The sequence below is a fragment of the Bradyrhizobium sp. Cp5.3 genome, from assembly GCF_000426265.1.
GTDB classification, from domain to species: Bacteria; Pseudomonadota; Alphaproteobacteria; order Rhizobiales; family Xanthobacteraceae; genus Bradyrhizobium; species Bradyrhizobium neotropicale.
Genome location: NZ_AUFA01000048.1, coordinates 1 through 26,929 on the forward strand (window position 1 = coordinate 1; position 26,929 = coordinate 26,929).

General features: G+C 64.5%; 24 protein-coding genes and 1 pseudogene. 10 read left to right on the forward strand and 15 right to left on the reverse strand.

The window, feature by feature from the left end; genetic code table 11:
- The 3 genes and pseudogenes from K289_RS49405 to K289_RS0135475 form a co-directional block, all read right to left on the reverse strand.
- Positions 1-214: pseudogene (locus tag K289_RS49405) on the reverse strand (IS256 family transposase); the annotation flags it as partial.
- A gap of 98 nt (positions 215-312) precedes the next feature.
- A complete protein-coding gene (locus K289_RS46275; protein WP_035687032.1) occupies positions 313-699 on the reverse strand; it encodes a hypothetical protein in 387 nt (128 codons plus the stop codon).
- A gap of 138 nt (positions 700-837) precedes the next feature.
- On the reverse strand, positions 838-1,746 hold the full coding sequence (locus K289_RS0135475; RefSeq protein ID WP_027555783.1) for a LysR family transcriptional regulator: 909 nt from the start codon (positions 1,744-1,746) through the stop codon (positions 838-840).
- 155 nt (positions 1,747-1,901) lie between these two features.
- Between K289_RS0135475 and K289_RS46280 the strand changes: the two genes are divergently transcribed.
- The 3 genes from K289_RS46280 to K289_RS0135490 all read left to right on the forward strand — a co-directional run bounded on the left by K289_RS46280 (position 1,902) and on the right by K289_RS0135490 (position 4,944).
- Positions 1,902-3,149: an MFS transporter gene (locus tag K289_RS46280; RefSeq protein ID WP_198024831.1), complete on the forward strand. Its 1,248-nt coding sequence runs from the start codon at positions 1,902-1,904 to the stop codon at positions 3,147-3,149.
- Between the two features lie 118 nt (positions 3,150-3,267).
- A complete protein-coding gene (locus K289_RS0135485; protein ID WP_027555784.1) occupies positions 3,268-3,927 on the forward strand; it encodes a glutathione S-transferase family protein in 660 nt (219 codons plus the stop codon).
- 78 nt (positions 3,928-4,005) lie between these two features.
- Positions 4,006-4,944: a LysM domain-containing protein gene (locus tag K289_RS0135490; RefSeq protein ID WP_027555785.1), complete on the forward strand. Its 939-nt coding sequence runs from the start codon at positions 4,006-4,008 to the stop codon at positions 4,942-4,944.
- Between the two features lie 82 nt (positions 4,945-5,026).
- Here the strand turns inward: K289_RS0135490 and K289_RS0135495 are convergent, their stop codons facing one another.
- On the reverse strand, positions 5,027-9,034 hold the full coding sequence (locus tag K289_RS0135495) for a VCBS domain-containing protein (protein WP_245284089.1): 4,008 nt from the start codon (positions 9,032-9,034) through the stop codon (positions 5,027-5,029).
- Positions 9,035-9,614: 580 nt separating this feature from the next.
- Here K289_RS0135495 and K289_RS0135500 point away from each other — a divergent pair.
- From K289_RS0135500 to K289_RS0135510, 3 genes are all read left to right on the forward strand, one after another.
- A complete protein-coding gene (locus K289_RS0135500) occupies positions 9,615-10,238 on the forward strand; it encodes a FecR domain-containing protein (RefSeq protein ID WP_371260893.1) in 624 nt (207 codons plus the stop codon).
- Between the two features lie 48 nt (positions 10,239-10,286).
- Entirely contained in the window at positions 10,287-11,141 is an 855-nt protein-coding gene (locus tag K289_RS0135505) for a tetratricopeptide repeat protein (RefSeq protein WP_027555788.1), read from the forward strand.
- A gap of 321 nt (positions 11,142-11,462) precedes the next feature.
- Entirely contained in the window at positions 11,463-11,705 is a 243-nt protein-coding gene (locus tag K289_RS0135510) for a PilZ domain-containing protein (RefSeq protein ID WP_027555789.1), read from the forward strand.
- A gap of 111 nt (positions 11,706-11,816) precedes the next feature.
- Here K289_RS0135510 and K289_RS0135515 read toward each other — a convergent pair whose 3' ends face one another.
- Both K289_RS0135515 and K289_RS0135520 read right to left on the reverse strand, forming a co-directional pair.
- The gene (locus K289_RS0135515; protein WP_027555790.1) at positions 11,817-12,890 is read right to left on the reverse strand and encodes a tartrate dehydrogenase; all 1,074 of its coding nucleotides are present in this window, start codon (positions 12,888-12,890) and stop codon (positions 11,817-11,819) included.
- Between the two features lie 21 nt (positions 12,891-12,911).
- Positions 12,912-14,210 carry an MFS transporter gene (locus K289_RS0135520; RefSeq protein ID WP_027555791.1) on the reverse strand — a complete coding sequence of 433 codons (1,299 nt, stop codon included), beginning with the start codon at positions 14,208-14,210 and terminating at the stop codon, positions 12,912-12,914.
- Between the two features lie 171 nt (positions 14,211-14,381).
- On the opposite strand from K289_RS0135520, the gene K289_RS0135525 reads away from it, so the two are divergent.
- Both K289_RS0135525 and K289_RS0135530 read left to right on the forward strand, forming a co-directional pair.
- The gene (locus tag K289_RS0135525; RefSeq protein ID WP_027555792.1) at positions 14,382-15,299 is read left to right on the forward strand and encodes a LysR family transcriptional regulator; all 918 of its coding nucleotides are present in this window, start codon (positions 14,382-14,384) and stop codon (positions 15,297-15,299) included.
- 38 nt (positions 15,300-15,337) lie between these two features.
- Positions 15,338-16,162, forward strand: a complete 825-nt coding sequence (locus K289_RS0135530; protein WP_027555793.1) for an aspartate dehydrogenase — start codon at positions 15,338-15,340, stop codon at positions 16,160-16,162.
- 61 nt (positions 16,163-16,223) lie between these two features.
- Here K289_RS0135530 and K289_RS0135535 read toward each other — a convergent pair whose 3' ends face one another.
- The 8 genes from K289_RS0135535 to K289_RS0135570 form a co-directional block, all read right to left on the reverse strand.
- A complete protein-coding gene (locus tag K289_RS0135535) occupies positions 16,224-17,525 on the reverse strand; it encodes a sorbosone dehydrogenase family protein (protein ID WP_027555794.1) in 1,302 nt (433 codons plus the stop codon).
- 257 nt (positions 17,526-17,782) lie between these two features.
- The gene (locus tag K289_RS0135540) at positions 17,783-17,992 is read right to left on the reverse strand and encodes a hypothetical protein (protein WP_027555795.1); all 210 of its coding nucleotides are present in this window, start codon (positions 17,990-17,992) and stop codon (positions 17,783-17,785) included.
- 229 nt (positions 17,993-18,221) lie between these two features.
- Entirely contained in the window at positions 18,222-18,848 is a 627-nt protein-coding gene (locus K289_RS0135545; protein ID WP_027555796.1) for an isoprenylcysteine carboxylmethyltransferase family protein, read from the reverse strand.
- A 27-nt stretch (positions 18,849-18,875) separates the two neighbouring features.
- Positions 18,876-19,907 (reverse strand): NAD-dependent epimerase/dehydratase family protein, encoded by a 1,032-nt coding sequence (locus K289_RS0135550; protein ID WP_027555797.1) that lies wholly within the window; start codon positions 19,905-19,907, stop codon positions 18,876-18,878.
- Positions 19,908-19,937: 30 nt separating this feature from the next.
- Positions 19,938-20,474 (reverse strand): Mpo1-like protein, encoded by a 537-nt coding sequence (locus tag K289_RS0135555; protein WP_063614254.1) that lies wholly within the window; start codon positions 20,472-20,474, stop codon positions 19,938-19,940.
- 151 nt (positions 20,475-20,625) lie between these two features.
- On the reverse strand, positions 20,626-21,309 hold the full coding sequence (locus K289_RS0135560; protein ID WP_027555799.1) for an OmpA family protein: 684 nt from the start codon (positions 21,307-21,309) through the stop codon (positions 20,626-20,628).
- Positions 21,309-21,725: a hypothetical protein gene (locus tag K289_RS0135565; RefSeq protein WP_027555800.1), complete on the reverse strand. Its 417-nt coding sequence runs from the start codon at positions 21,723-21,725 to the stop codon at positions 21,309-21,311. Before K289_RS0135565 ends, K289_RS0135560 begins: the two co-directional genes overlap by 1 nt.
- A 91-nt stretch (positions 21,726-21,816) precedes the next feature.
- Positions 21,817-24,423, reverse strand: coding sequence for an ATP-dependent helicase (locus tag K289_RS0135570; RefSeq protein WP_027555801.1), 2,607 nt, complete (start codon positions 24,421-24,423; stop codon positions 21,817-21,819).
- Positions 24,424-24,667: 244 nt separating this feature from the next.
- Here K289_RS0135570 and K289_RS49410 point away from each other — a divergent pair, with 244 nt between their 5' ends.
- Entirely contained in the window at positions 24,668-24,838 is a 171-nt protein-coding gene (locus K289_RS49410) for a DUF1328 domain-containing protein (RefSeq protein ID WP_027555802.1), read from the forward strand.
- Positions 24,839-24,843: 5 nt separating this feature from the next.
- Here K289_RS49410 and K289_RS0135580 read toward each other — a convergent pair whose 3' ends face one another.
- Entirely contained in the window at positions 24,844-25,338 is a 495-nt protein-coding gene (locus K289_RS0135580) for a thioesterase family protein (RefSeq protein WP_027555803.1), read from the reverse strand.
- Between the two features lie 99 nt (positions 25,339-25,437).
- Here K289_RS0135580 and K289_RS0135585 point away from each other — a divergent pair, with 99 nt between their 5' ends.
- Positions 25,438-26,862, forward strand: coding sequence for an FAD-binding oxidoreductase (locus tag K289_RS0135585; RefSeq protein ID WP_027555804.1), 1,425 nt, complete (start codon positions 25,438-25,440; stop codon positions 26,860-26,862).
- Positions 26,863-26,929 lie beyond the last annotated feature (67 nt).

Consider the following 26,929-nt stretch of genomic DNA (forward strand, 5'->3'; position numbering starts at 1 on the left):
GTCCCCGCGTTCGGCCCCAACGGTGCGCCCGCCGCGCCGCATCGCGACCGTGGCGCGGCCCGCAGGCCGCCGTGACATCCGCCTCCATCATCGTGCCGAGCGCCTCGATCCCCGCCGCAAGGCAGAACCGATCAAAGCTCGCCCGCACTTCTGCAAACGCTTCGTCCACAGCCCCAGTCGCCGGCGAACCAGCCGGTGTGATATCTCTCGTCATGGCGTTGCTCTCCTTTGTGGAATCAGCACCCCGAGCCTACCGGCTCAAGGTGGGCAACGCCGACCTCTTCAGAAATTCAACAGAACCCGGGACATCCCCTAGAGGAAGGGCGAGGTGAGATAGGTCCAGAGCGCTTCGCTGGCGAAATAGGCGACATGGAATTTGTCCCAGGGCGTCTCGCGGACATGTCCCTCGAAGGCCGCATCGGGATCGTTGCGCATCTCGCAGACGCCGCCGTCGAGGGTTTCCAGCGTCAGGCGGTCCGGCACGAACACGCTGCGATGCTTGGGCGTGGCGAACGGCGTGATCGAAAGCCGCTCGGCATGGGTGTCGATCTCGAACATCTTGTTCTTGAGCAGGTCCGGCTGCTGCTTGAGGTGCCAGATGGCACCGTCGACGGAGAGCTCGGCGCGCAGCCTGGAAAACGCGTTCCAGCGGGCGAGACCGCCATGGGCTTCAACAGCGAAGGCGAGAAGGTCGTTCATCTTCATTCTCCTGTCGGGGGCCGGGTGGAAGCCCGTCGTCGATGGAGAATGGGTACGCGGGCTCAGGCCGGGCCTGTAGCCATCCGTTTCCGCTAGGATTTATGTACCGCCCGCATAAGCGGTCGGCGGGGCCGGATTTCAGCCCGCCTTCGCGTCGGCCTCTTCCTGGCTGCGAAACTCGGCGGCGAGGAAGTCGGTCAGGGCGCGTGCGGCCGCACGAGTGGCGCGGCCGGCCGGAAAATAGGCGTGGACCGGAATGTCCCGGGTCTTCCACTCCGGCAGCAGCCGGACCAGCGAGCCGTCGCGCAATTCGCGGCGGCAGGCCCATTGCTGCGTGGATGTGATGCCCATGCCGGCCGCCGCGGCCGCGACAGTCGCCTCATTGTCATTGGTCGAGATGTGCGGCGATAATTCGAGGGTTTCCGTCTTGCCGTCGCGTTCGAAAATCCAGGCATTTGGCACCATTGTCGCGGGGCCACCGATGATGCGGTGCTGCGACAGGTCCGCGGGCGCGCTCGGCGTGCCTGCCTGCGACAGATAAGAGGGCGCGGCAACGACGACGCGGTTGATCTTGGCAATCAGCCTCGCGGTCGCGCTGGAATCGGTGAGGCGGCCAATGCGAATGGCGACGTCGACAGCTTCCCGCACCAGATCCTGGCGCTTGTCATCGAGCAAGATCTGGATGTTCAGCTTGGGATAGCGCGCGGCGAACGGCGTCAGGCGCGGGATCACCTCCCGGATCGCCATGCTCGAGGGCAGGCCGATCCTGAGCGTGCCGCGCAGCTCGCCGCCTTCGCGTACGCTTTGCTCGGCTTCATCGAGCGCGTCGAGGATCGGCTCCATCCGGGCCAGAAACTCGGCGCCGGCCTCGGTCGGCACCACCGCGCGCGTGGTGCGTGACAAGAGGCGCGCCCCCAGCGACTCCTCGAGATCGGCGACGAGGCGCGAGGCCTGGGACTGCGAAAGGTTGCACTCGCGCGCGGCGGCCGAGAAACTGCCGAGACGCGCAACCCGCGTATAGAGCTTGAGCGCGAAAATATCTTTCATGTCGGCCCGCACATTCATGTCAAAAACGGGCAACTGACCGGTTCAATCGCCCCATTGATGTGATCGATGCATAGAACATAGCGGGAAAGGCCGGCTACTGGCCAGTGCTGCAACCGGCGAAATCTCCTCCGCCTGACAAACCAAGGAGATTTGCCGTGTCCGACCGAAAGCTGTCCAAGCCCGGCGACGCCATCCGCGACGTCAATTCGGGACTAGTTGCCGCCGAGGCGGCCAGGCCGCTGTCGCGGTCCGGTGCCCTCTATGCGCTTGCGCTTGGCACCTTCGCGGTCGGCACCGAGGGCTTCATGATCGCCGCGATCCTGCCGACGATCTCCCAATCGCTGCAGGTCAGTGTCGAGGCGGCGGGCCAGCTCGTGACGGTTTTTGCGCTGGTCTATGCGGTGAGCTCGCCAATTCTCACGGCGATGACGGCGCACCATGATCGCAGGCGCCTGCTGATGGGCTCGCTCGCCGCCTTCGCGCTCGCCAATCTCATCGCCTCCGTTGCGCCCGGCTATTGGGCACTGGCCGGTGCGCGTGTGCTGCTGGCGCTGGCCGCCGGACTCTACGTGCCGAACGCGAATGCGTTTGCAGGTGCGTTGGTGCCGGCGTCCCATCGCGGCCGGGCACTCGCCATCGTCAACGGCGGCATCACGGTCGCAGTTGCGCTCGGCGTGCCGCTTGGCGCCTTCATCGGCACTCATCTCGGCTGGCGCGCTACCTTCCTCGGCGTCGCTGCGATGAGCGCCGTGGCGCTTGCCGTGCTCGCCGCCCGCCTGCCGCGCGACATCGCGAGCAGTCCGCCTGCGACCTTGCGCGCGCGTCTTGCCGTCATCGCCCATCCCGGCGCATTCATGGTGCTGATGACCACGACGGTGTGGGCGATCGGCGCTTATACCGTCTACACCTACATCTCGCCGTTCCTGGCGATGGCTGCCGGAATGACGACCGCGCAGGCCGGCTTTGCGCTTACGCTGCTGGGGATATCGGCCGTCGGTGGTGTGGCCCTCGGCGGCGTCACCAACGATCGCTACGGCGCGCGCCGCGTTCAGGGCCTTGCTCTGCTGCTGATGGCGCTGGCCTTCGCGGGGCTGACGGCTGCTGCACTGGCGTTCGCGCCGCATGCCTTGCCTGCGATTCTGCCGCTGATCGTGTTGTGGGGATTGAGTGCCTGGAGCTTCTTCCCGCCGCAGCAGAATCGCCTGATCGGAGTCGTCGGTGCGGCCAACGCGCCGGTCGCGCTCTCGCTCAACGCCTCCTTCATGTATGTCGGCTTCTCGCTGGGCGCATTGCTGGGATCGATCGTGATTGCTTCCTCGTCGGTGATCTGGATCGGAGCTGCCGGCGCGGCCTGCGTTTTGGGCGCCGCCGCGCTTTCCACCATCGGATGGCGTCGCGGCTGACGGTCGCAATCGTCGGCGCGTTTCGCTAGACTGAACCCGAGACAAGATGTCTCGGGTCCGGCTGTCTTGCATAGTGCAATGCGCCCACAAAGGACGGCCCTGGGAGGAGAGCCGTTCGATGTCACAATTCGCCGTCCATGCCACACCGGGCAGTCCTTACGCGCGTGCGGTGATGGCCGCGCTGGAGGAGAAAGGGGCAGACTGGCGGCTTGCCGCGCTCAAGCCGGGGACGTCGCGACAGCCCGAGCATCTCGCGCGCCACCCCTTCGGCCGCATGCCGGTGCTCGATCACGGCGAATTCAGACTCTACGAGACCCAGGCGATTCTGCGCTATCTCGATCGCGTGCTGCCGTCGCCCGCACTGACGCCGGCCGATCCCAAGGCGGCCGCGCGCATGGACCAGGTGATGAACATCGTCGACTGGTATCTCTTCCAGGGCTGCGGCAACATCATCACCTTTCAGCGCATCGTGCGGCCGATGCTGTTCGGCCGGCCGACCGACGAGGCCGCGGTGTACGAGGCAATGCCCCGCGCGCAGGTCGTGTTCGGCGAACTGGCGCGGCTGCTCGGGAATGCCGATTGGTTCGGCGGGGACAGCGTGAGCCTTGCCGATCTCATGGCCGCACCGCATTTTGATTTCTTTGCCCAGACGCCCGAATGGCCAGCACTTACCGCAGGGCGCGCCAACCTCGTTAACTGGCTCGCGCGCGCCGAAAATCGCGCATCTCTGAAAGCCACGACCTGGGCCAGGGTCAAGGAGATGGCCGCAGCCGGCTGATCCGTGCCCCAAAAACCGCCAAATCGGCGGTCACTAAGCCCCGCGAGGGCGGCCCGTTGCCTCCTGTGGTGGGGACTTATGCTTGATCCAAGGCGAATGGTTGTGCTGGCGGCGGTTGTGCTGCTCGCCTTGAGTGCCGGCGCGGCCGTGGCTTCGCCGGCCAAGCCGAAGCCGACTGCGATTGCGACGGCCGTGCCGACAGCTCCGCCACCGCCTCCCCAGGTGCAGCTGCCACCGCCGAAGATCTACCTGTTCCGCGGCGCCATGGGCCCGATCTTCTCGACCGGCATGGACCGGCTCAGCGAGAAACTGACCAAGGCCGGCTTCTCGGCCGACGTCTACGAATTCACCCTCTGCCGGCTGGTCGGCAACCGCGTCATCTCCAGCTACAAGGAGAGCCCGGCCCCGATCGTGATGATCGGCCATTCCATGGGCGGGCTGTGCTCGATCATCATCTCCGAGATGGCGGCCAAGGAGAACATCCCGGTCAGCCTCGTTATCATCATCGACCCTGCGCACGCGACCGGCAACGTGCCGCTCAATGTCGAGCGCTTCATCAACATCTTCATGTCTGACAGCGTGCTCGGTGGCGGCGACGTCGTGGCCGAGCCCGGCTACCGCGGTCATTATGCGAGCTTCGACCTCAAGGAAAACTCGCGCGTCACGCACATCAACATCGAGAAGTCGGACGACATCCATCGCCAGATCATCGACATGGTGACGCAGCTGCCGCGCATCCCGCCGCAGACCCAGGTCGATGCCGTGCCGCTGCGCTATGTCGTGCCCGCGAACACGCCCGTCGAGCTCTGGGATTCCGGCGTGCGCGTGCCCGTGCGGGCCGGCGACACGATGGAGAGCATCGCCGCAGCCAATCGCGTGCCGCTATGGTCGATCGCGCAGAGCAACTCGCTGCCGGAGAACGCGCCGCTCACCCCCGGCCAGTCGATCATCGTCCCGCGTCATCTGATGCCGCTCGAGCCGGCCGCTGCCATGGCAACGCCACCGGGCCGGCGGTAGGCATCGCCGCGAATCCGGAGCGTCTTGAGCGACCGGCCGTTCCACAAATTCGTCGTGTCCCGGCAGCTTGGGCAGGCCAATGTCACACGATGAGATCGTGTTGCACATGAGGGGCGACCAAGCCGTGTCCGTGGTGAGCGCCATTGTCCGGCTGGAAGTCCTCGGTCGTTGGCGCCGCGTCGGCATGCCCCTTGGCTTCTGCCGCGCGTCCGTGCTCATAACGCGGTGAGGGGAGATCGCTCACAAACGTGATGCTCGATGTCTCGTGACCCGGATTCAAGAACTTGAAGGAATGGCCGGGTTCACGCGCGTTTTCGTCCGAGCCGAACGCGCCATGAGCCTTGGACAGCCATTGCGCATCGGGCACGTCGAGCCACTCCGCGCGGGCATGGCCGTGTTCGTTCGCTTGACGATAGATCCAACGATCTCCGTCGTCATTCTCGAACCATTTCAGGGGGCTGGATTCGACCGCGCTGTCCGTATCGGCAGCGCTTGCTTGGTCGGTAGTTTCGATGGCGTTGCCATTGTTGACGTGTTGATCGGCCGCAAGCTGGACGGCATTTTGCGTGCCGAGAGTGACATCCACTATCGAATGACTTTCGGTCCCAGTGCCGGCTGTTGGACCGCTCCCCTTCGAATGCGTGCTGTCGGCGGTCTCGGTCCGGTCGAAGACAAATCTGGAGTCCGTCGACGGCGAAATGCTGACCTGTTCCGAGAAAGTGGGCTGCGCCGCAGTGCCGTCCGCGCTGGAAGAGAAGGAATTGTCGTTCGACGCGGTCCGGCTCTGATCGACGGCGGAGTGATGGCCCACGTCGGTTGTTTGGGGAACTGAGCTTCCGTCGACCGAGCGGGAGCCGCTACTGTCCGTCGTGCCGGAGGAGGCGTCGGATGTGTTGACCGTAACGATGGCCGCGCCGCTTTGTGTCGTTGCAGTCGGGTCAATGGCGTCGCTGACCGCGGCGGCCGGTGCCGCGGCCGAGTCTACGATGAAATCGGACGATTCGATGGTCGCGACGCCCTCTAGATGAATCTCGACCAGGCTGGAATCGCCGATATGAAGGGAGTGATCCGTTGGATTGACAAACACGACGGTCTCGTTGGCCGAGCTGTCGTAAAGCCAGGCGATGGTGTGCGCCGGCACAGGCGTGCCTGCCGAGTTCAATGCCAGGATCGCGAATCCGAGCGCACCGATGGCCGTCAGATCGATCTTGTCGGATCCCGATGCGAAATCAGTGATGGTGTCGAACCGGCCCGCTCGGGAATCCGCAGCCGCGAGATAAACGAAAACATCATTGCCGTTGCCGCCCGTGAGCTTGTCCGCCCCGAGCCCGCCGATGATGGTGTCGTTGCCGTTACTGCCGTCGATATTGTCTCGTCCCGAGCCGCCGTAGATGACGTCGTCCCCGTTATTGCCTTTCGTCGTATCGTTGCTCGATCCGTCGAAGATCGTGTCATTCACGCCGGAGCCGTTGAGGGTGTCCTCGCCGGCGCCGCCATAGATGATCTGAGCGGTATTGCTGCCGCCAGCGGTGTGGTCATCACCGGGAGTTCCGTGGACGGACGGGGGATCCGATACGACGGTGTGCCCTACTGCCAGATTGTCGAAATCGTTGGGATCGCCATCGCCGGCGCCATGGATGGTGATCGTGATCTCCTGCCTGGTGCCATCGATGGTCGTGACCGTGAAGTGATCTGTGAGCGTATCGCCGACATCGAGCGCGTCGACCACGCAGTTGTTGTTGTCGAGCGTATAGGTCCATACGCCGGCCGCCGTCATCGTGAAGGTACCGTAGCCGCAGTCGCTTGCCGTGGGGCAGGGCACCGCGGTGAAGGTGTTGGACGGATTGTCGACGTCGGTGTCGCCGAGCGTGCCGGTCGCGACCGGCTTGCCGCATGAGATGCCGCCGGCTTCGAGCACCGAGCCTGTCGTGTCACCAAAGATGACGGCCGCGTCATTGGTGCCATGGATCGTGATCGTCACCACCTGCGGCGTGCCGTCGATGGTCGTCACTGTGAACCGATCGGTCAGCGTATCGCAGACGTTGAGAGCCTGCACTGTGCTGTTGTTGTTGTCGAGCGTGTAGGTCCACACGCCTGCCGCCGTCATCGTAAAGGTCCCGAAGCCGCCCGCGCTCGGCTTTGGAGAACTCACGGCGGTGAAGGTGTTGGGTGGATTGTCGGGATCGGTGTCGGTAAGCAAGCCGGTTGCAGTTGGCCGGCCAGGCATCTGATTGTCGACGCATCCGGCCTCGATCACCGCGCCGGTCTTGCATCCGGAGATGACGGCCGGATCGTTGCTGCCGTTGATCGTGATCGTCACCACCTGCGGGGTGCCGTCGATCGTGGTCACCGTGAAGCTGTCGGTCAGCGTGTCGCCATTGTTGAGCGCCTGCACCTTGCTGTTGGCATTGTTGAGTGCATAGGTCCACGCGCCGTCCGCCGTGATCGTAAAGCAGCCGTAGCCGCCCGAGCTTGCCGTCGGCGAACCGATCGCCACGAACGTGTTGGAGGGATTGTCGACATCGACGTCTGTAAGCGTGCCCGTCGCGACCGGCTTACCGGGCGATGCACAGCTCGCTTCGATGACTGAACCGGCCGTGTCACCGGAGACGACGGCGGCATCGTTGCTGCCATGGATGGTGATCGTTATGACTTGCGGCGTGCCGTCGATGCTGGTCACGGTAAAGCTGTCGGTCAGGGTATCGCCGACATTGAGGGCCTGGACCGCATGATTGGTATTATCGACGGTGTACGCCCACAGCCCGGCTGCGGTCATCGTGAAGCTGCCGTAGCCGCCCGTGCTTTTGGTCGGGGAGCTGACCGTCGTGAAGGTGTTGGGCGGGTTGTCGACGTCCGTGTCAGTGAGCGTGCCGGTTGCCGTTGGCGTGCCCGGCGTCACGTTGGCGACACCGCCTGCCTCCGCCACCGTGCCACCGGCGTTGCCTGAGATGATGGCCGCGTCGTTGACGCCGTTGATGTCGATCGTGAAGGTCTGGCTCACCGAGAGCGAGCCGTCCGAGACGGTGATGACAAAGCCTGTGGTCGTCGGCGACTGCAGGGCATTGATCGCATCGTTGTTCGGAACGAAAGTGTAGGCGCCGGACGTGCTGTTCAAGAAAAGGGTGCCGAAGGGGCCCGTCTGCGAAAGATTGAATGTCTCGCCGTTCAGGACCGTATTGCCGACCGTTCCTCCGCTGAGGCCGAACGTCAGCACGGCATCGCTGTTGGGACTGCTGGCCGCGAAAGTGCCGCTTGTCGCTGCGAACTTGTCGAAAGTGCTCGTGTCGATTTCGATTGGCCCGACCGGCACGCCCAGCGACGGCGGCGCGCGTACGATTATGACTTCGTTGATCGGGATGACGAATGTCGGCAGGGGCGGAAGCACGTTCGGCGGCGCGGGCGAATCTTCCGGAGTGAAGTTGATGGGCTCCACGGGAAACGTACCGACGGACGGTGGTGTACCTGATCCTGTCGCACCATGCGTTAGATTGGCGAGCACGTCCTGTTGAGCCGCCTGCAACTCCTCCATGCGAGCGGCGCTATTGGTGACTTGGCTCACGCTGACCGACGAACCGATCCTGTTCAGGACGACGGTCTCGGCGGGATCTTCAACGATGATGTGTCGAGGTATGGCTTCCTTGGTAATGAGCTCGAAGACGCCGTGCTGCATGTCCTTGTAGTTGATCTTGTCGTCATCCAGGAATGTGGCGTCCGGGTCCGCGGCGTTTGCGTCCGGCATCATCGAGAAAGTCAATGCGGCAAGGGTCAAGATTCCGAATCCGCTTGAATAGGAGCGGCCGCGAATGCTTCCCATGGGCGTGTCGACCGTCAGGGTTCCGCCGTCTTCAAGTCGGCCGGCTGCGAAGGAAAAGCTTCCTCTGGTGACCGCAAGCACGATCGACCGCACGGTGCCGTCGGGATCGTAGACGTACTCGCTCAGCTCGATGCGAGCCCCGCTGGCGACGTTGAAGACGGTTCCGTCGACAAGCAGAATTCCGATCTGCCCGTCCGTCGCGGTCTCGATTATGTCACCATGACAGACAGGGTCGCCAACACTGACTTGCACCGCCGCGCCGCTATCACGCGTCAACGTGGCATGACCCATCGCCGTCTGAACAATGCCGATGATTTGGTGAGGTAGGGTCGAGACGGCCTCATCCGTGGGTTCAACGCCGGACGCAACTAACATTGGATGTAGCCTCGCCTGCTGGATAGTTCAGGCTCAGTGCGATGCCGCAGTCTTCTTATTGGTTTTGCCTACGCCACGGGGCAAATAGATTGGCGTTGGCAAACTTGGGCTTGCACGCCGAAAACGTCTGATGAAGAAAACCGATCTTTATATGTATAGCCAAGAGGATGACGGGTTCACGCGAACGGCAATGCCCGACGCGAGCGGGTGTTGTCTCTCAAGAACAGTTCACGATTGAGCTGCGCAAAACAAAATGTGACTTACTTTTGGTGGTCAGGCAAATGGCTTGGAACTAAGATCGATGGCAAAAAAGAGGTACTCCATCTGGGGGACTGGTCCGCAGGACCGATCCAGGTCGTAGATACCCGTGATGCATGAGGTGCAGGCTTAAGCCAGGGTTCAACGAGACATCAAGCGGCCACGCGAACGAGATCTTCTCGGAAAGGGCGGGTCAATGTGCAGGCAAACGATAGCTGCTTTGGTGGCCGGTTTCGTTTGGGCATTTGCGAATGTTCTCGCTGGTCCAGCGCAAGCGCAAGTCAACCCTGCGACCCCCGCCGTTCAGGATGCTGCGGCAAAACCCATCGGTAAGGTCATAGTCGTCGTCGGCTCGGTCACGATCGAGCACAAAGGCGCGGTCGTGGTCCAGGCGAACCTCGGAGATCAGGCCGCCCAAACCAGGGTTGGCGATGTCGTCTATCTGGGCGATGTGGTGCGAACCGAGGCCGACAGCCGGGTCGGCATCAACTTCAGCGATGGGTCCTCGTTCAATCTGTCGAGCAACGCCCGCATGACTTTGGACGAGTACGTGTATGAGCCTGAGGGAAAATCCAATGCGACGTTCTTCAATCTGACCAAGGGGACGGCCACGTTTGTTGCCGGCAAGGTCGCCAAGACAGGCGATATGAAGGTCGATACGCCGGTCGCAACCATGGGAATCCGAGGCACCACGCCGCACATCGAAATTTCGGATGATGGTTCTACCAAGTTTTCGACTCTTATCGAAGAGGGCAAGAGCAAATTGCTCAAGAAGCGCGCAGCCGCCAAGACGCCGCAGCGCGCAGACGCGGCCGATCGCAAGCTTAACATCTGCCGAGGATGCTGAAGCGAATTCGTGCTGCTCGGTCTGTTTCCATTGGGGCCTGATACGGACATGACCATGAGGGCCGCCATCATCGACAGCGTCGCACCCATTCTCGTCTTGCTGTTGCTCGGTTCACCGGCGGCAGCGCAACAGTTGCAGAAGCATAGCCAGCTCAAGAGCATCGAACAGTGCAATGGTGCGGACCGCATCCCGCCTCAAGCCAGGATCGCCGGCTGTACGGCGCTGATCGATTCCGGTGAGGCCAATGCGGACGCGCTGGCCGTGGCGTACAACAATCGCGGCAATGCGTACACCGCAACAGCGGAGTACGACCGGGCGATCAGAGATTTCGATCAGGCCATAGAGCTCGCGTCAGCTTACGCCAAGCCGATGAACAACCGCGGCGTGGCCTACCTGAGGAAGGGAGCATATGACGACGCGGTCAAGGCGTTCGACCAGGCCATCGAGGTCAACCCCAATTACGGCGGCGCCTTCGCCAACCGTGGGGAAGCCTACCTGAAAATGAACCAGTTCGAGCGCGCCGCGCGCGATTTCGACGAGGCCATTCGTCTCGATCCGAATTCCAGTCTTGCCTGGAGCGGACGTTGCTGGATCCGAGCGATCCTCGGCGATCTGCAGGCCGGGCTCGACGACTGCAACAGGGCGATTCAGTCGGGACCGGAAAATGCTGCGACATACGACTCGCGTGCGCTGATCCATTTGAAGATGAGCCAACTCGCTGCGGCCATCGATGACTACAATTCGGCGCTGCGTGTCGAGCCACGCTTGGCAAGCGCGCTTTATGGACGCGGGCTTGCCAAGCTCAGGCAGGGTGACAAAGCCGGCGGCAACAGCGACATCTCGGCGGCAAGGATCATCGAGGCCAAGGTCGCTGACGATTTCGCCCGCCATGGCGTGCAGTGACGCCGGCCAAGGGGCGACCTGGTCCATAGCCGAGGTGTTCTGCCTGAGTGAGCCCCGTTAGCGCTTTCTGAATGTTTCGCGCGCATCATGCGAGGCTGACACGCCATTCATGCACGTGTTGTCCGGGAAGGCCTGCGCCGGTCGGGTTTGCCTCCATTCCCGGCCTTCGAAGGCCCCGGACGGTCAATTTTGTAAGTAACTAATTACCTCGTGTCCTGTCAGCAAAAGCGCGGACGGGAAGGGTCGGTTTCGGTCTGGATCAATGGTCACCTGATCGGGTCCACATTCTGCGCGGCAGGAACGGGAAGGCGTAGGTCACCGGTGGAAGAGCGACGCAGAGAGCAGCGCACGTCCGTCAGCGAGATCGCCTACATTGCCGGCGACGGATCCAGCATGCGATGCCACGTGGTCAATCTGTCCGATCATGGCGCCGCGATCGAGATATCGGACAAGATCTATGTCCGACCCCGCTTCAAGCTGATGCTGGAGAGGAGCCGTACCATCAGGGATTGTCGCGTGATCTGGTCCAGCGGAAATCGCATTGGCGTTGAATTTGTGGACTAGAGGGCCCGGAGACGCTCCGGGCCGTGATGGTCGAGGAAGACTCAGGCCGTCGATCTCCCTCAACCAGTCTGGCATCGGATGTCACTCCGATCGCGTGCTCTCCCGAGACTGTTAGACGTTCGAGCCGTGGATCGCGTCGATCACGGCGTCGGTGACTTCCTCGGTCGTCGCCTTGCCGCCGACGTCGGGCGTCAGCACGCCGGCCGCGCAGACGCGCTCGACGGCCACCATCAGCCGGCTCGCTGCGTCCTTCTCGCCGAGATGCTCGAGCATCTGCGCGCCGGTCCAGAAGGTGGCCACCGGATTGGCGATGCCCTTGCCGGTGATGTCGAAGGCCGAGCCGTGGATCGGCTCGAACATCGACGGGAAGCGGCGCTGCGGATCGATGTTGCCGGTGGGCGCCACGCCGAGGCTGCCGGCGAGCGCGCCGGCGAGGTCCGAGAGGATGTCGGCGTGGAGATTGGTCGCGACGATGGTGTCGAGGCTCTTCGGATGCAGCGTCATGCGCACGGTCATGGCATCGACCAGCACCTTGTCCCAGGTGACGTCGGGGAAATCGCGCGCGACCTCGGCGGCGATCTCGTCCCACATCACCATGCCGTGGCGCTGCGCGTTCGACTTGGTCACCACCGTGAGCAGCTTGCGCGGACGCGACTGCGCGAGCTGGAACGCGTAGCGCATGATGCGCGTGACGCCGACGCGGGTGAACACCGCGACCTCGGTGCCGACTTCTTCGGGCAGGCCTTTGTGGGCGCGGCCGCCCATGCCGGCATATTCGCCTTCCGAATTCTCCCGCACGATCACCCAGTCGAGATCGCCGACGCCGACATTGCGCAGTGGCGAGGCGACGCCCGGCAGGATCTTGGTCGGCCGCACATTGGCGTACTGGTCGAAGCCCTGGCAGATCGGCAGGCGCAGGCCCCACAGCGTGATGTGGTCGGGCACGTCGGGTGCGCCGACCGCGCCGAAATAGATGGCGTCGAACTTCTTCAGTTCGGCGAGGCCATCAGCCGGCATCATCACGCCGTGCTTCTTGTAATAGTCCGAGCCCCAGTCGAAGGTCTTGACGTTGAAGGCGAGGTCGCCGCTGCGCTTTGCCAGCGCTTCAAGCACGCGGACGCCAGCGGAGATGACCTCGGGGCCGATCCCGTCGGCGGGGATTGCTGCGATCGAATGGGTACGCATGGGAATGCTCCGTTTGAGATATCAGTGCGATTGCGTGACGGGCTCGGCGCGTACGGTCTGTGCACGCGACAATAGCAGGGTGAGGACAGCGGAGAGAACGAGCAGGCCGCCGACGAAGTAAAGTCCGCCGACGAAACTGCCGGTCTGGTCCTTGACCCAGCCGATCATGGCGGGTCCGACGAAGCCGCCGAGATTGCCGATCGAGTTGATGGTGGCGATCCCGGCCGCGGCGGCCGACCCCGACAGGAACATCGTCGGCATGCTCCAGAGCGGCGGCTTGGCCGAGGAGATGCCGATATTGACCAGCGCCAGCGCGACGAGAACGCTGACCACGCCGGTTGCAAGGCCGGCGAAGGCGAGACCTGCGGCAGCGAGCAGACAGGCCCAGACAACGTGCCAGGTGCGCTCGCCGGTCCGGTCCGAGTGCCGCGCCCACAGGATCATGGCGACGACGGCGGCGGTCGCGGGCACCGCGTTGAGGAAGCCGACCTGGAGCGAGGACAGGCCGAACTGCTTGATGATCTGCGGTGCCCAGACGCCGAGCGTGTAGAGGCCAGCCGAGGTACCGAAATAGATCAGCGACAGTGCCAGCACGCGCGGATCGGCAAGCCCGCGCCAGATGCTGTGGCTCGCGGTCGCGGCCTTGCTCGTGGTCTCCGCGTTCATGGCCTCGACCAGCCACCGGCGCTCGTCGTCCGCGAGCCATGTGGCCTTCTCCGGACGGTCGGTCAGGAACACCAGCACGACGAAGCCGAGCACCACCGCCGGCAGCGCCTCCAGCACGAACAGCCATTGCCAGCCCTTCAAGCCGAGCAGGCCGTCCATCTCCAGAAGCGCGCCGGAGATCGGCGACCCCAGCACGGTCGAGAGCGGCGCCGCGGCCATGAACAGCGCGGTCACCGCGGCGCGTTGGCGCGCCGGGAACCAGTAGGAGAGGTAGAGGATGATGCCGGGAAAGAAGCCGGCTTCGGCGACGCCGAGCAGGAAGCGCAGCACGTAGAAGCTGGTCGCGCCCTGCACGAAGGCCATCGCAGCCGACACCAGACCCCAGGTGATCATCACCCGTGCGATCCAGATCCGTGCGCCGACCTTGTGCAGGATGATGTTGGAGGGCACCTCGAACAGGAAATAGCCCCAGAAGAAGATGCCGGCGCCGAAGCCGTAGACCGCCGGCGACAGGCCGATGTCCTTGTTCATCGTCAGCGAGGCGAAGCCGATATTGACGCGGTCGATGAAGGCCACGAAGTAGAGCAGCATGATGAAGGGAACGATGCGCAACGTGATCTTGCGCAGCACGCGCGTCTGAAGCTCGCTCGCCACCCTGGCCTCCTCGATATCTGGTTTATCGTTGTGCCGGCGGACCCTTAAGGTCCACGCCATCAGCAAGCCTAGGCGAGGAGAAGAGGCGGACTCAATTGGCGCTACTTTATACAAAAAAATGATATAATCCAGGGAAAGATCGGGCGAGAGGATTCGGAACAGGACCGGCGAATGGAATTGCATCAGCTTCGATGCTTCGTGGCGGCAGCCGATCAGCTGCATTTCGGCCGGGCGGCGCAGCATCTCCAGATGCTGCCCTCCGCGCTCGGGCGCCAGATCAGGCTGCTCGAGGAGGATCTGGGAACGCGGCTGTTCGCGCGGACGACGCGCGCCGTGTCGCTCACCGAAGACGGCACGACGCTGCTGCGTGATGCCCGCGCCATCCTCGCCCGCGTCGAGGCGGTCGAGAGCAACTTACGCAACCGCTCCCGCGAGCAGACCGCGCGGCGGCTGCGGGTCGGCGCCATCGACAGCGCCGCGGCGGGACTGCTGCCGCTGCTCTTGCGCGACTTTCGCGCCAAGCATCCGGAGATCGCGGTGCAGCTTCTGGAGGACAAGACCGTCCGGCTGCTGCCGAAGATTCTGACCGGCGCGCTCGATCTCGCCTTCGTCCGGCCGCCCGACCGGCCGGACAAGCGGCTCGAATTCCGCCCTCTCTTCCAGGAGACCGCGATCGTGGCGTTCCCGCAGCGCCACGCCCTCGCCGGGAAGAAGTCGATCGCACTGTCCGAGATCGCGGACGAACAGATGCTGGTGCCGGACCGCCGCTCGCGGCCGCACAGCTACGACCTCACCATAAAGCTGTTCGAGCAGGCCGGCCTGACGCCGCGGATCGTGCAGGTCGCCGACGAGAAGCAGACCATCATCAACCTGGTCGCAACCCGCCTTGGCGTTGCGATCGTGCCGCGCTGGACGACGCGGATGGCGGTCTCGGGCGTGCGGTTCGTTCCGCTGCGACCGCGGCAGAGCGGCCCGGTCGGCCGGCTGCCGCTGGCGGCGGCATGGCTGCGTGGCTCGCGCGATCCGGTTCGCGATGCGATGCTGGCCGTGCTCGAGGCACGCCTGCGCAGCTATGCGCGGGAGGCTTGAAGAGCTATGACACCGGCTTGGCGAGAAAGTCGGATGCGATGACCGAACAGAGAGCTTCGAACGAATTGCGGGTGGCGATCGCCGGACTGGGCTCGATCGGCACCAAGATCGCGACCGCGCTCGATCAGGGCATCGAAGGGTTGGCGCTGTCGGCCGTCGCGGTGCGAGATCCCGCCAAGCATCAGGCCTTCCTGAGCGGCCTCCGCCGCCCGCCGCAGGTCGTGCCGATCGATCAGCTCGGCGATGCCGCGGACATCGTGGTCGAATGTGCGCCGAGCCGGCATCTGCGCTCGATCGTCGAACCGGCGGTGAAGCGCGGCAAGACCGCGGTCGTCGTCAGTGTCGGCGCGCTGCTGGACAATTCCGATCTCATCGATCTCGCCCGCGCCAATGGCGGGCGCATCATCGTGCCAACCGGTGCGTTGATCGGGCTCGATGCCGTCAACGCCGCCGCGGTCGGCACCATCCATTCGGTGAAGATGGTCACGCGCAAGCCGATCGACGGGCTGAAGGGCGCGCCGTTCATCGTCGAGAACGGCATCGACATCGATAACCTTCGCGAGCCGCTCAAGCTGTTCGAGGGCACCGCGCGCGAGGCGGCCAAGGGTTTTCCGGCCAATCTCAACGTCGCGGTCGCGCTGTCGCTGGCTGGCGTCGGGCCCGACCGCACCTTGGTGCAGATCTGGGCCGACCCGACCGTGACGCGCAACGTTCATCGCATCGAGGTCGAGTCGGATTCGGCGCGCTTCTCGATGTCCATCGAGAACATCCCGTCCGAAAATCCCAAGACCGGGATCATCACGGCGCTGTCGGTGATCGCGCTGCTCCGCAAGCAGCGCGCCACGCTCTGCGTCGGGACATAGAGCATGATCCGGAAAAGTGTGTAGCGGTTTTCCGAAAGATCATGCTCAAACTATTAAAGTCTTACGCGCCGGTGACGCGCCAGATCACGTTGCCGACGTCGTCGGCCATCAGCAGCGACTTGTCGGGCCCGATCGCGACGCCGACCGGCCGCCCATAGGATTCCTTCTCGTCCGGCGACAGGAAGCCCGAGAGGATGTCGCGCGCCGGGCCGGACGGGCGGCCGTTCTCGAACGGGATGAACACGACCTTGTAGCCGGACAGCTTGCTGCGATTCCACGAGCCGTGCTGGCCGATCACCATGCCGTCCGGGAAGCCCGGCAGCGTGCCGGCCGGCATCCAGCACAGGCCGAGCGAAGCGGTGTGGCCGCCGAGCGCATAGTCCGGCGTGATCGCCCTGGTGACCAGCGCCGGGTCCTGCGGCACGCGATCGTCCACCGTCTTGCCCCAGTAGCAATAGGGCCAGCCGTAGAAACCACCGTCGCGCACCGAGGTGAGATAGTCCGGCGGCGTCTCGTCGCCGAGGCCGTCGCGCTCGTTGACGACGGTCCAGAGCACGGACGTCGTCGGCTCCCAGGCAAGGCCAACAGGATTGCGTAGGCCGCCGGCGAAGATGCGATGCGTCCCGGCGTCGAGGTCTAGCTCGTAGACCGCCGCGCGGCCTTCCTCGACCTCCATGCCGAGCTCGGCGATGTTGCTGAGCGAGCCGACGCCGGCATAGAGCTTCTTGCCGTCGGGGCTCGCGAGCAGGCTCCGCGTCCAGTGTCCGCTCGGCTTGAAATTGGTGAGCCGCTTGCCCGGCGCGGTGATGCGATCGGCGCCTGCGACATAGGGGAATGCCATCACGCCGTCGGTGTTGCCGACGTAGAAGGTGTCGCCGACCAGCGCCATGCCGAAGGGCTGGCTCAAATTCTCCATGAAGGCGCCGCGCTGCTCGGCCACGCCGTCGCCGTCCTTGTCGCGCAAGAGCGTGATGCGGTTGGCGCTGATGCCGAGTGCCGCCGCGCGCCGCATCGTTGCCTGCATCGCATAGTGAAACACGGTGCGGGGAGGGCCTGCGACCTGCGTCGCCTCCGCAATGAGCACGTCGCCATTGGGCAGCACCTCGATCCAGCGCGGATGGTCGAGCCCGGTCGCGAATGCGTTGACCTTCAGCCCCGGCGCGGCCGTCGGCTTGTGCCCCTCGCGCCAACCACGCGCGGTCGGCATCTTCAACGTGGGGATCGCGCCTTGCGGCTTCGCCTCGGGGATCGCCGGGGTCTGGCCCCAGGCCGGCGCCGGCTCGGTGCCGGACATCCGCCGCCATTGCAGCGCGATGCCGCCGAGCAGCGCAACGAACTGCGCGAAAATGCTGGAAAAGCTCATGAAAATCCCCTGTCGAACGTGTGGCACTGTCCGACGCCGGATCGCCCAATGCCCCGCGCGGGCGGAAGGCCTGATCGTCGATCCCCCCGGATCGACGAGGGAATGTCGTCGTGCCTCATTTGCGCGCGCATCCAACTGGGTGGCGGCGCAAACGTCAACCGGTGGGAGGCTTCGCAGACATCCATTACGGCGGAATGGCAGCCGATCGAATTTGCATGGGAGAGATGCCGACGGGCTTCGCCCGTCGTCGCCGGGCATCACCGGCCGATCTGCCGCTCCAGCCGCCGCGCGCTGCGGAAATCATCGAGATGCTGGACGTTCGGCCCGAGCGCCGCCTCCTTGGACAAGAGGTGATAGATGCGCGCGACCGTACGCTGCTTCTGCTTCGTCCGCCCGCGCGGCAAGCTCCGCGCCTTGCGGGCGGCGGCGATCGCGTGCGCACGGAAATAATCGTAAGCGTCCGACATGGTTCAACGCTCAGCCGAATTGCGTCCTTCGGGCGATAACGGCGTTGCGCTGGGGCGGTTCCGGGCGAGATTCGCGGCTAGGCAGTTGCGTAACGAACGGATCTCGCAACGCCAATCCACCCCCGTCATCCCCGCGCAACCGCTTCGCGGTTGCGCGGGGATGACGGGTTTGGCAGCGATGTCGTTGCGGTGAGTGTGACGACGCGATGACCGCGTCGAAGCTTTCGCCTCAGCGCGGCGACAGGAACGGGATGATCATCGGTACGCGCCGGCAATAGGCGCCGTAGGCGTCTTCGCCGAGCTCCTTGGACAGGAACACCTCTTCCATCCGTCCCTTCTGCCACATGCCGAGCGAGATCAGGATCGCGCCGAGGATCGCGGTCACGGTGCCGACTGCGATACCGGTGGCGAGCATGCCCGCGATCAGGCCGGTGTAGATCGGGTGACGCACGATGCCGTACGGACCGGTGTCGATGACGCGGTGGTCTTCCTTGTGCGTGATGGTGTTCGACCAGAACTTGCCGAGATGCAACCGTCCCCACCAGGTGAAGGAGATGCCGGCGAGCACGACGAGAGCCGTGATGTAGACGCCGGCATTGCTGAATACCCAGAGCGGCTTCTCGTTCAGAATTTCCGTAGTCCACGGCGTGAACAGGATGCCGCCGACCAGGATCGGAATACGATAGCGGCCGGATTCCAGCGTCAACACCTGCTTCTGGGTGCGGCCCTGCCAGAACGAGGCTCCGACCCAGCTTGCGAGCCAGGCGAGCCAGATCAGGGCGAGCAGTTGCGTCGGCCAGGTCGTGGTCCAGCCACCCCAGGCGACAGAGAGAAGCTTGCTGAAATCAAAGGACATGCGGAAAGGTTCTTTGGGTTGGGCCGCTCAGCTCGCGCGCGAGCTGAGCGCGTGATGCTCGATGGCGCCGGATGCGTGCCGGCCGCCGCGTGCGAGCAGGTGGGTGATGGTTTCGCGCAGCACCGGTTCGATCGGGCGCGGCGAATAGCCGAGCTCGGTGCGCGCCTTGCCGATCGAAAGGTCGCTCGCCGCGAGCGCAATGCGCACGCCCTCGGTGGTGCCGTTGGGCGGCCGGCGCGTGATGTGATCGGAGATGTATTCGAGCACGGTGGCGGACGCCTCGGCGAGCCTGCCGGGAACCGCGATCGGAAGCTGCCGGCGGCCGCTCATCGCGGACATCATCCGCAGGATCTGGCCGAGCCGCACGCAGTCGCCGCCGAGGATGTAGCGCTGGCCGATGCGGCCGCGTTCCATGGTCAGCACGAGGCCGGTGGCGACGTCGCGCACGTCGACGAGGTTGACCAGGAAGTTGAGATGCGGCTGCACCTTCTTCTGCAGGAAGTACCACAGCATCGCGGTCGGCGGCGTCAGATTGTGGTCGGCGGCGCCGATCGGCATGGTCGGCGTGCCGATGACGAGCGGGAAGCCTTCCGCTGCGGCCTTGGCCGCGTGATGCTCGGCGAGCGACTTCGAGCGCGTATAGGCGCCGGGCATCGCTTCTACCGGCTGCAGCGCCTCCTCGGCGGCACAGCCGTTGAGATTCGAATAGGGGAACAGGATCGATTCCGTCGAACAGTGCAAAAAGCGCGACACGCCGCGCTTCCGCGCGGTCGCCAGCACGACTTCGGTCCCGCGGCAATTGACGTCGTGAAAGTCCTGCTTGTTGGCCACCCACATCCCGGGCAGGCCGGCCAGATGGTAGACCTGATCGACACCCATGAACGCAGCATCGACCGCGGCGCCATCCAGCACCGAGCCGTGGACGTAGTCGACGTCAGAGCTTGCCGTGGCCGGCGGCCGGACATCGAGAACGCGCACCCGCTGGCCGCGGCCGCGGAGCGCTTCTACGAGATGTTGTCCGATGAAACCGCTGCCACCGGTAACCAGTACGAGAGCCATGAAGAAGGTTTGCTGTTCCGCTTCTGGAAGCTATCGGGTTGAAAGTGAATTGGTCGGAAGAGGCGCGAGAATCGCGGCAAGGTCGCGACGGAAGCCCAATGCAATAAACAATTTCGCCATGACAAACATAGGTCCAAGCAGGAAATGAGTCGGATGATCGACCATTGACGGCTGCCGCTCTTCAAAAACCTTGTGGCCGACGGTCTGCGCGCCGACGCCGAGCACGATCAGCACGGCAAAAATCGACCACATCATGACCGTTGAGACCTGATTGCCGATTGTCGTTGCGACCGAAAGCAGCACCACCGCGGCGGCGAGAATGCCGAGCCCGATACCGGCATCCAGCATCAGCCAGTACACCAGCACCGGCAGGGCCAGGATCACCGCCAGGCTCACCTCGAGGCCGAACACGGGGATGTGCACGAGCGTCAGCGGCAATGTCGCGCCGGTGAACAGGAGAAGGATGCCGACCACGTGCATCGCGCAATTCCAGGGATCGCGGTGATATTCGACGTATTCGGCCAGTTGGCGTTGAAAATAGCCAGCCATCTCGGTCTCGTGCATCATGGGGTCGGGAAGGACGAAATGAGCCTATAGCATCTGCCCGGGCACTGCACAAACCGGCGCTTTTGTCGCGCAAAACCGTGCCGTCGCGCCCTGGGACAGGCTATAAAACAGTCAGGACTTCAAGGAGTTCCGCGAGAGCGCGGGACGCACTCTAGTGGTGCTTCTTGGCCGGCTTTTTCGTCGCGGGTGCCGCCGCGGCCGCGGGCCGGGCCGGTTCGTCCTCGGGCAGCTTGGCGAAGGTCAGGATCTGCAGCTGCCCGTTGGCCGCCGAGGTCGGCTTTGCGCGGTCGAGAAACTGCTCTTCCCCGAGCCCAATCGACTGGACCCGCTTGGCCGAAATCTTGAACGTGTTCACCAGCACGTCACGAATCGCATCCGCGCGGCGCTGGCTGAGGATCGCATTGGCTTCCCGCGTCTTCGAATTGGATTCGACATGGCCGACGATCAGGAACGTGTAGGGCAGCAGCGAAGCGTGAACCAGCGCGTCCGCGATGCGACCGACGGTCTGGTAGGAATCCGGCTGGATGATCGGCGTGTCGGCGTCGAATTGGATCTGCGCGTTGAAGGCGGGGAGATTGGCGAGGTCGGGCGCGATCAGCGGCCGGTTCACGGGACCCGGGTCGTTCTTGATGCGCGCCTTTGCGCGCTCCATCACCTGCTGTTTCAGCGCGGGAAGGTCGACCTCGGCAGCCTGTTCGAAATGGTTGAGCTTGCCGACGATGTCGTCGCGCGTCGGCGCCGTCTGCGCGCCGGCTGCGCCCGCGAGCAGGGCGAGGCCGAGCGCCAAGCCGAGTGGGATGCCAATTCCGGCGATGGAAAACCTGCTCGCCCGCATCATCGATATCCCGCGTCGTCTATGGCCTTCAGGCAGTTGTTGCTGATGCCTTTGGGCGTCGTCGTCAGGCACGGGATCGACTTGCTGGTCTCCTTGGTCGAGCCGCCGCAGACCTTGACGATCTCGCGCTGGCAGGCGTTCGCCACCGTGACGCGGGCGGCGACGCGTTTCTGGATGGCGTCGAAGGCGCCGAGGTAACTGCTCTGGCACTGCGGCGACAGCACGTCGCGGTTGCGGGACAGGCACTCCTTCAGGCGGGTCGAGTCCGGATTGACGCCGCGGCAATTGGCGACGATTTCCGCGCCGCAGCCCTTGGCCAGCATCCCGATCGAATCGCCAAAGCTCATGGTTTCCGCCGTCGCAAGCGACGGCATCCCCAATGCCAGCACGATCAGTGTGATGGAGCCCCGGACCATGGTTCGCATCTGATACGGGGAAGTTCGCGGTGGTCAAGGGGCGTGGATGGAAGAAAGGCGGCGGCGTTACGCCGCCGCAACACCGCAAGGCCTACGCCCGCTGTACAAAGCTGTCGACGACCTTCTTCTCGCCGGCCTTGTCGAAGGCGATGGTGAGCTTGTTGCCGTCGATCTTGGTGACGTGGCCGTAGCCGAATTTCTGGTGGAAGACGCGGTCGGAGAGCGAGAATTCCGAGGTCGTGCCGGTGGATTTGGCGACCAGCTCGCCCTCGATGGTCAGGGGCCCGCGCCGGCGCGAGGAGAAGCTGCCGAAATCGGGCGAGGACGACGAGGACGAGAACGAGGAGGCTTCTTCCTCGAAGCCGCCACGGCTGCCACCGCCGCGGCCGCCCTGGCCCCGGTTGCGGTTGGCCTGGGCGCGCTGCCAGCCCGGCGTCGAATAGCTCGAGCCGAACGCCTCCATGTCGTCGAAGCGCGAGGCGCCGTAGCCGCCGGTGCCGCCCCAGGCCGAGCCGCCCTTGGATTCTGTGATCTCGACATTGGCCGCCGGCAATTCGTCGAGGAAACGCGACGGGATCGTGGTCGACCAGGTGCCATGGATACGGCGGTTGGTCGCAAAATAGATTTTGGCACGGCGGCGGGCACGGGTCAGGCCAACATGGCCGAGCCTGCGCTCTTCTTCGAGGCCCGCGCGGCCCTGCTCGTCCAGCGTCCGCTGGCTCGGGAACAGGCCTTCCTCCCAGCCGGGCAGGAACACGTTGTCGAATTCGAGCCCCTTGGCCGAATGCAGCGTCATCAGTGACACCGCGTCCTCTTCGGAGCCGCCGTCGCGGTCCATCACCAGCGCGATGTGCTCGAGGAACCCTTGCAGGTTCTCGAACTCCTCCATCGAGCGCACCAGCTCTTTCAGGTTCTCCAGCCGGCCCGCAGCGTCTGCCGAACGGTCCTTCTGCCACATCTCGGTATAGCCGCTCTCGTCGAGCACGATCTGGGCCAGATCCGTGTGCGCGGTGACTTCGCGCTGGGCGCGCCAGCGGTCGAACTGGGCGACGAGGTCGCGCAAGGAGCCGCGCGCCTTTGGCTTCAATTCGTCGGTCTCGACCACCGCGCGCGCCGCCTCGAACAACGGAATGCGGCGCTTGCGGGCGTGATCATGCAGCATCTGCACGGTGGCATCGCCAAGCCCGCGCTTGGGCGTGTTGACGATGCGCTCGAAGGCGAGGTCGTCGGCCGGCGAATTGATGACGCGCAAATAAGCCAGCGCGTCGCGGATTTCAGCGCGCTCGTAGAACCGCGGGCCGCCGATCACGCGATAGGGCAGGCCGAGCGTGACGAAGCGGTCTTCGAACTCGCGCATCTGGTAGGAGGCGCGCACCAGGATCGCGATCTCGTTGAGCTTCTCGCCCTGGCGCTGGAGCTGCTCGATCTCCTCGCCGATGCCGCGAGCTTCCTCTTCCGAATCCCACGAGCCGGTCACCGTGACCTTCTCGCCGTCCTGATCCTCGGTGCGCAGCGTCTTGCCGAGCCGGCCTTCATTATGCGCGATCAAGTGTGAGGCGGCAGCTAGGATGTGGCCGGTCGAGCGGTAGTTGCGCTCGAGGCGAATGACCTTGGCGCCGGGAAAATCGTGGTCGAAACGCAGGATGTTGTCGACCTCGGCGCCGCGCCAGCCATAGATCGACTGGTCGTCATCGCCGACGCAGCAGATGTTTTTGGTGGGGCCTTTCGGCTCCCTCGCCCCGCTTGCGGGGTCGCGACGAGTTTCGCTCGCGCTGAGAGGGTCGGGGTCCAAGAGCTCAGTCTGCGGAGAGTCCCCCTCACCCGATTTGCTTCGCAAATCGACCTCTCCCCGCAAGCGGGGAGAGGTGAAAGAAGAGGGCGCCTGCGACAGCAGCCGTAGCCACAGATACTGCGCGACGTTGGTGTCCTGATATTCGTCGACCAGGATGAATTTGAAGCGCTGCTGGTATTGCCGCAGGATGTCCGGGTGCTCGCGGAAGATGCGGATGTTCTCCAGCAGGAGATCGCCGAAATCGGCCGCGTTCAAGATCTTCAGCCGCTCCTGGTAGCTCGTATAGAGCTTGCCGCCCTTGCCGTTGGCGAACATCGCAGCCTCCCCGGAGGGGACCTGCGATGGCATCAGGCCGCGGTTCTTCCAGCCGTCGATCAGGCCGGCCAGCATCCGCGCCGGCCAGCGCTTGTCGTCGATGTTCTCGGCTTGCAGGAGCTGCTTGAGCAGGCGCACCTGGTCGTCGACATCAAGCACGGTGAAGTTGGACTTGAGCTGCGCAAGCTCGGCGTGGGTGCGCAGGATGCGGCCGCCGATCGAGTGGAAGGTGCCGAGCCACGGCATGCCTTCCACGGCGTGGCCCAGCATCTGGCCGAGCCGGTGCTTCATCTCGCGCGCGGCCTTGTTGGTGAAGGTCACCGACAGGATTTCGCCGGGGCGCGCGCGGCCCTGGCTCAGGATGTGGGCGATGCGCGTGGTCAGCACGCGCGTCTTGCCGGTGCCCGCGCCGGCCAGCACCAGCACCGGACCGTCCAGCGTCTCCACCGCCTCGCGCTGCTCGGGATTGAGCCCGGATAGATATTTCGGCCCCACCGAGGCGCGCGCGCGCGCGGCAATGCCGCCGGCCGCGGGCTGGTGGTCGGGAACGCTTTGAGAGGTGATCTTGCTCGGCTCGGTCATGCGAATCATTGGCCCCACGATGGCACCGCGGGGTGGCGGAAGGGAGCCTTCATAACAGGGATTACCGCCTATATGGGGCGGCTGCGAGAGGTTTTCCACGTACAGGGAAGGCCGATTTGTTCCAGCCGGCCCAGCGAATTTCCACCTTGCGCGGCTCGGAACCATCGTTTCGCGGTCGAGATTGTCTGGGCAGGTGTGGCGCGGTGGTCAGCCGCGTCGATCACAGACAGACATCAAGACAGAGGGTTCGACCATGCTTGGCTGGGTTGTGACGTTTCTCATTATCGCGCTGATCGCCGGTATTCTGGGCTTCGGCGGCATCGCTGGCGCATCGATCGAGATCGCCAAGGTCATCTTCTTCATCGCTGTCGTGCTGTTCCTGGTCTCGGCCGTGGTCGGATTGGCCCGCGGCCGCAGGATCTAGCGCACCTACCGCTTCGAGGGCATCGCCACGTTCCGGCCGATTCCCTCGGGCCGCGGTACCGCGCTGTGGGCCTTGACGACGGCCTGGATGCGCTCGCGGATGTCAGGCGGGAACGCCGCCACTTTTCGCGAGCCCATGTCGATATGGAGCGACATGTTCTCCGAGGTCGCCGACAGCCAGCCCTCGGTCGCATGCCGCAACTCCTCGAATGTGTGCAGTCGCTTGTCGTCGGCCTCCAGCAGCCAGACCGAGACCTGCACGGGATCGCCGAGATGGATTTCGCGCAAGTAGCGCACATGGCATTCGGCCGTGAAGGTCGAACCGTTCCGCTCCTTCATGTAAGTCGGCCCGATCCCGAGCTTCAGCCACATCTGGTCGATCGCGCGGTCGAACATCACGTTGTAATAGGCCATGTTGAGATGGCCGTTATAGTCGATCCATTGCGGCTCGATCTGCATGATCGAGGCGCGCAACGGCTCAGCAGCAGCGGTCTCCGGCATGTTTCCTTCCAGCCAATCTCTTCCTGACATGCGTCCGATCCCTTGACTTGACCGGTCATATGTCCTTTGCCACGGTTTCGTCTGTCGGGAGGAATGTCCGTGGGTACGACCATCACCAATAATCCGCCGCGGCCTGAGCCGAAAGCCCTCGCGAGCGCGCTGGAGCAGCTTGCCGCACGCTTCGGCAACCGGCTCGTCACCTCGCAGGCCGTGCGCGAGCAGCACGGCCACACCACGACGTGGCTTCCCAACCAGCCGCCGGATGGGGTGGTGATGGCGCAGGAGACTGCCGACATCCAGGACGTGGTGCGCATCTGCGCCAAGAATCGCGTGCCCGTCATCGCCTTCGGCACCGGCACCTCGCTCGAGGGCCAGGTCAACGCGCCGGCGGGCGGCATCTGCATCGACCTGCGCGACATGAACAAGGTGCTCGCGGTGCATGCCGAGGACCTCGATTGCGTGATTCAGCCGGGCGTCACCCGCAAGGCGCTCAACGAGCATCTGCGCGACCAGGGCCTGTTCTTCCCGATCGATCCCGGCGCGGATGCGTCCCTGGGCGGCATGGCCTCGACGCGCGCTTCCGGCACCAACGCGGTGCGCTACGGCACCATGCGCGACAGCGTGCTGGCGCTGAAGGTCGTGCGCGGCGACGGCGAGATCATCACGACCGGCACGCGGGCGAAGAAGTCCTCCGCCGGCTACGATCTCACGCATCTCTTCGTCGGCGCCGAAGGCACGCTCGGCATCATCTCGGAATTGACCATCCGCCTGCGCGGCATTCCCGAGATGATCGCGGCCGGCGCGGTCTCGTTCGAGACGGTGCATGGCGCCTGTCAGGCGGTGATCCTGGCGATCCAGACCGGCATTCCCGTGGCGCGCATCGAGCTCCTCAATGCCGCGCAGGTGAAAGCCTGCAACGCCTATTCCAAGCTGACGCTGCCGGAAACGCCGCTGCTGCTGATGGAATTCCACGGCAGTGAGATCGAGGTCGCCGAGCAGTCGAAGGCCTTCGGCGAGATCGCGAAGGAGTGCGGCGGCGGCGACTTCTCCTGGACCACCAAGCCGGAGGATCGCACAAAACTGTGGCAGGCGCGGCACGATGCCTATTGGTCGGTGAAGGCGCTGCGGACCGGTGAGGGCGTTGGCGTGGTTGCAACCGACGTCTGCGTGCCGATCTCGCGCCTTGCCGACTGCGTCAGCGAGACCGAGGACGATCTGAAGCGCCTCAATCTCTTGTCGCCGATCGTCGGCCATGTCGGCGACGGCAATTTCCACTGCTCGCTGGTCTGCGACGTCAACGACGCGGATGAGATGGCGCGTGGCGAAGAGTTCATGCATCGCCTGGTCGAGCGGGCGCAGGCGATGGACGGCACCTGCACCGGCGAGCACGGCATCGGCCAGGGCAAGCAGAAATACCTCAAGGCCGAGCTCGGCCCCGAGGCGCTGGACGCGATGCGGGCGCTGAAGAAGGCGCTCGATCCGCAAAACATCTTCAACCCCGGCAAGATTGTGCCGGAGGTGTAGCGCCTGTTGCGGTGCGACCCGGCCGCAGGACGCGGCCGGGACGGGAACTTTCGGCTGGCTGGCCGGT

Excerpts from the sequence above, each read along its gene's own strand:
- K289_RS46275 (WP_035687032.1), bottom strand. The coding sequence starts at position 699 with ATGAACGACCTTCTCGCCTTCGCTGTTGAAGCCCATGGCGGTCTCGCC.
- K289_RS0135475 (WP_027555783.1), bottom strand. The coding sequence starts at position 1,746 with ATGAAAGATATTTTCGCGCTCAAGCTCTATACGCGGGTTGCGCGTCTC.
- K289_RS0135485 (WP_027555784.1), top strand. The coding sequence starts at position 3,268 with ATGTCACAATTCGCCGTCCATGCCACACCGGGCAGTCCTTACGCGCGT.
- K289_RS0135490 (WP_027555785.1), top strand. The coding sequence starts at position 4,006 with ATGCTTGATCCAAGGCGAATGGTTGTGCTGGCGGCGGTTGTGCTGCTC.
- K289_RS0135505 (WP_027555788.1), top strand. The coding sequence starts at position 10,287 with ATGACCATGAGGGCCGCCATCATCGACAGCGTCGCACCCATTCTCGTC.
- K289_RS0135515 (WP_027555790.1), bottom strand. The coding sequence starts at position 12,890 with ATGCGTACCCATTCGATCGCAGCAATCCCCGCCGACGGGATCGGCCCC.
- K289_RS0135525 (WP_027555792.1), top strand. The coding sequence starts at position 14,382 with ATGGAATTGCATCAGCTTCGATGCTTCGTGGCGGCAGCCGATCAGCTG.
- K289_RS0135530 (WP_027555793.1), top strand. The coding sequence starts at position 15,338 with ATGACCGAACAGAGAGCTTCGAACGAATTGCGGGTGGCGATCGCCGGA.
- K289_RS0135535 (WP_027555794.1), bottom strand. The coding sequence starts at position 17,525 with ATGAGCTTTTCCAGCATTTTCGCGCAGTTCGTTGCGCTGCTCGGCGGC.
- K289_RS0135540 (WP_027555795.1), bottom strand. The coding sequence starts at position 17,992 with ATGTCGGACGCTTACGATTATTTCCGTGCGCACGCGATCGCCGCCGCC.
- K289_RS0135545 (WP_027555796.1), bottom strand. The coding sequence starts at position 18,848 with ATGTCCTTTGATTTCAGCAAGCTTCTCTCTGTCGCCTGGGGTGGCTGG.
- K289_RS0135550 (WP_027555797.1), bottom strand. The coding sequence starts at position 19,907 with ATGGCTCTCGTACTGGTTACCGGTGGCAGCGGTTTCATCGGACAACAT.
- K289_RS0135555 (WP_063614254.1), bottom strand. The coding sequence starts at position 20,474 with ATGATGCACGAGACCGAGATGGCTGGCTATTTTCAACGCCAACTGGCC.
- K289_RS0135560 (WP_027555799.1), bottom strand. The coding sequence starts at position 21,309 with ATGCGGGCGAGCAGGTTTTCCATCGCCGGAATTGGCATCCCACTCGGC.
- K289_RS0135565 (WP_027555800.1), bottom strand. The coding sequence starts at position 21,725 with ATGGTCCGGGGCTCCATCACACTGATCGTGCTGGCATTGGGGATGCCG.
- K289_RS0135570 (WP_027555801.1), bottom strand. The coding sequence starts at position 24,423 with ATGATTCGCATGACCGAGCCGAGCAAGATCACCTCTCAAAGCGTTCCC.
- K289_RS49410 (WP_027555802.1), top strand. The coding sequence starts at position 24,668 with ATGCTTGGCTGGGTTGTGACGTTTCTCATTATCGCGCTGATCGCCGGT.
- K289_RS0135580 (WP_027555803.1), bottom strand. The coding sequence starts at position 25,338 with ATGCCGGAGACCGCTGCTGCTGAGCCGTTGCGCGCCTCGATCATGCAG.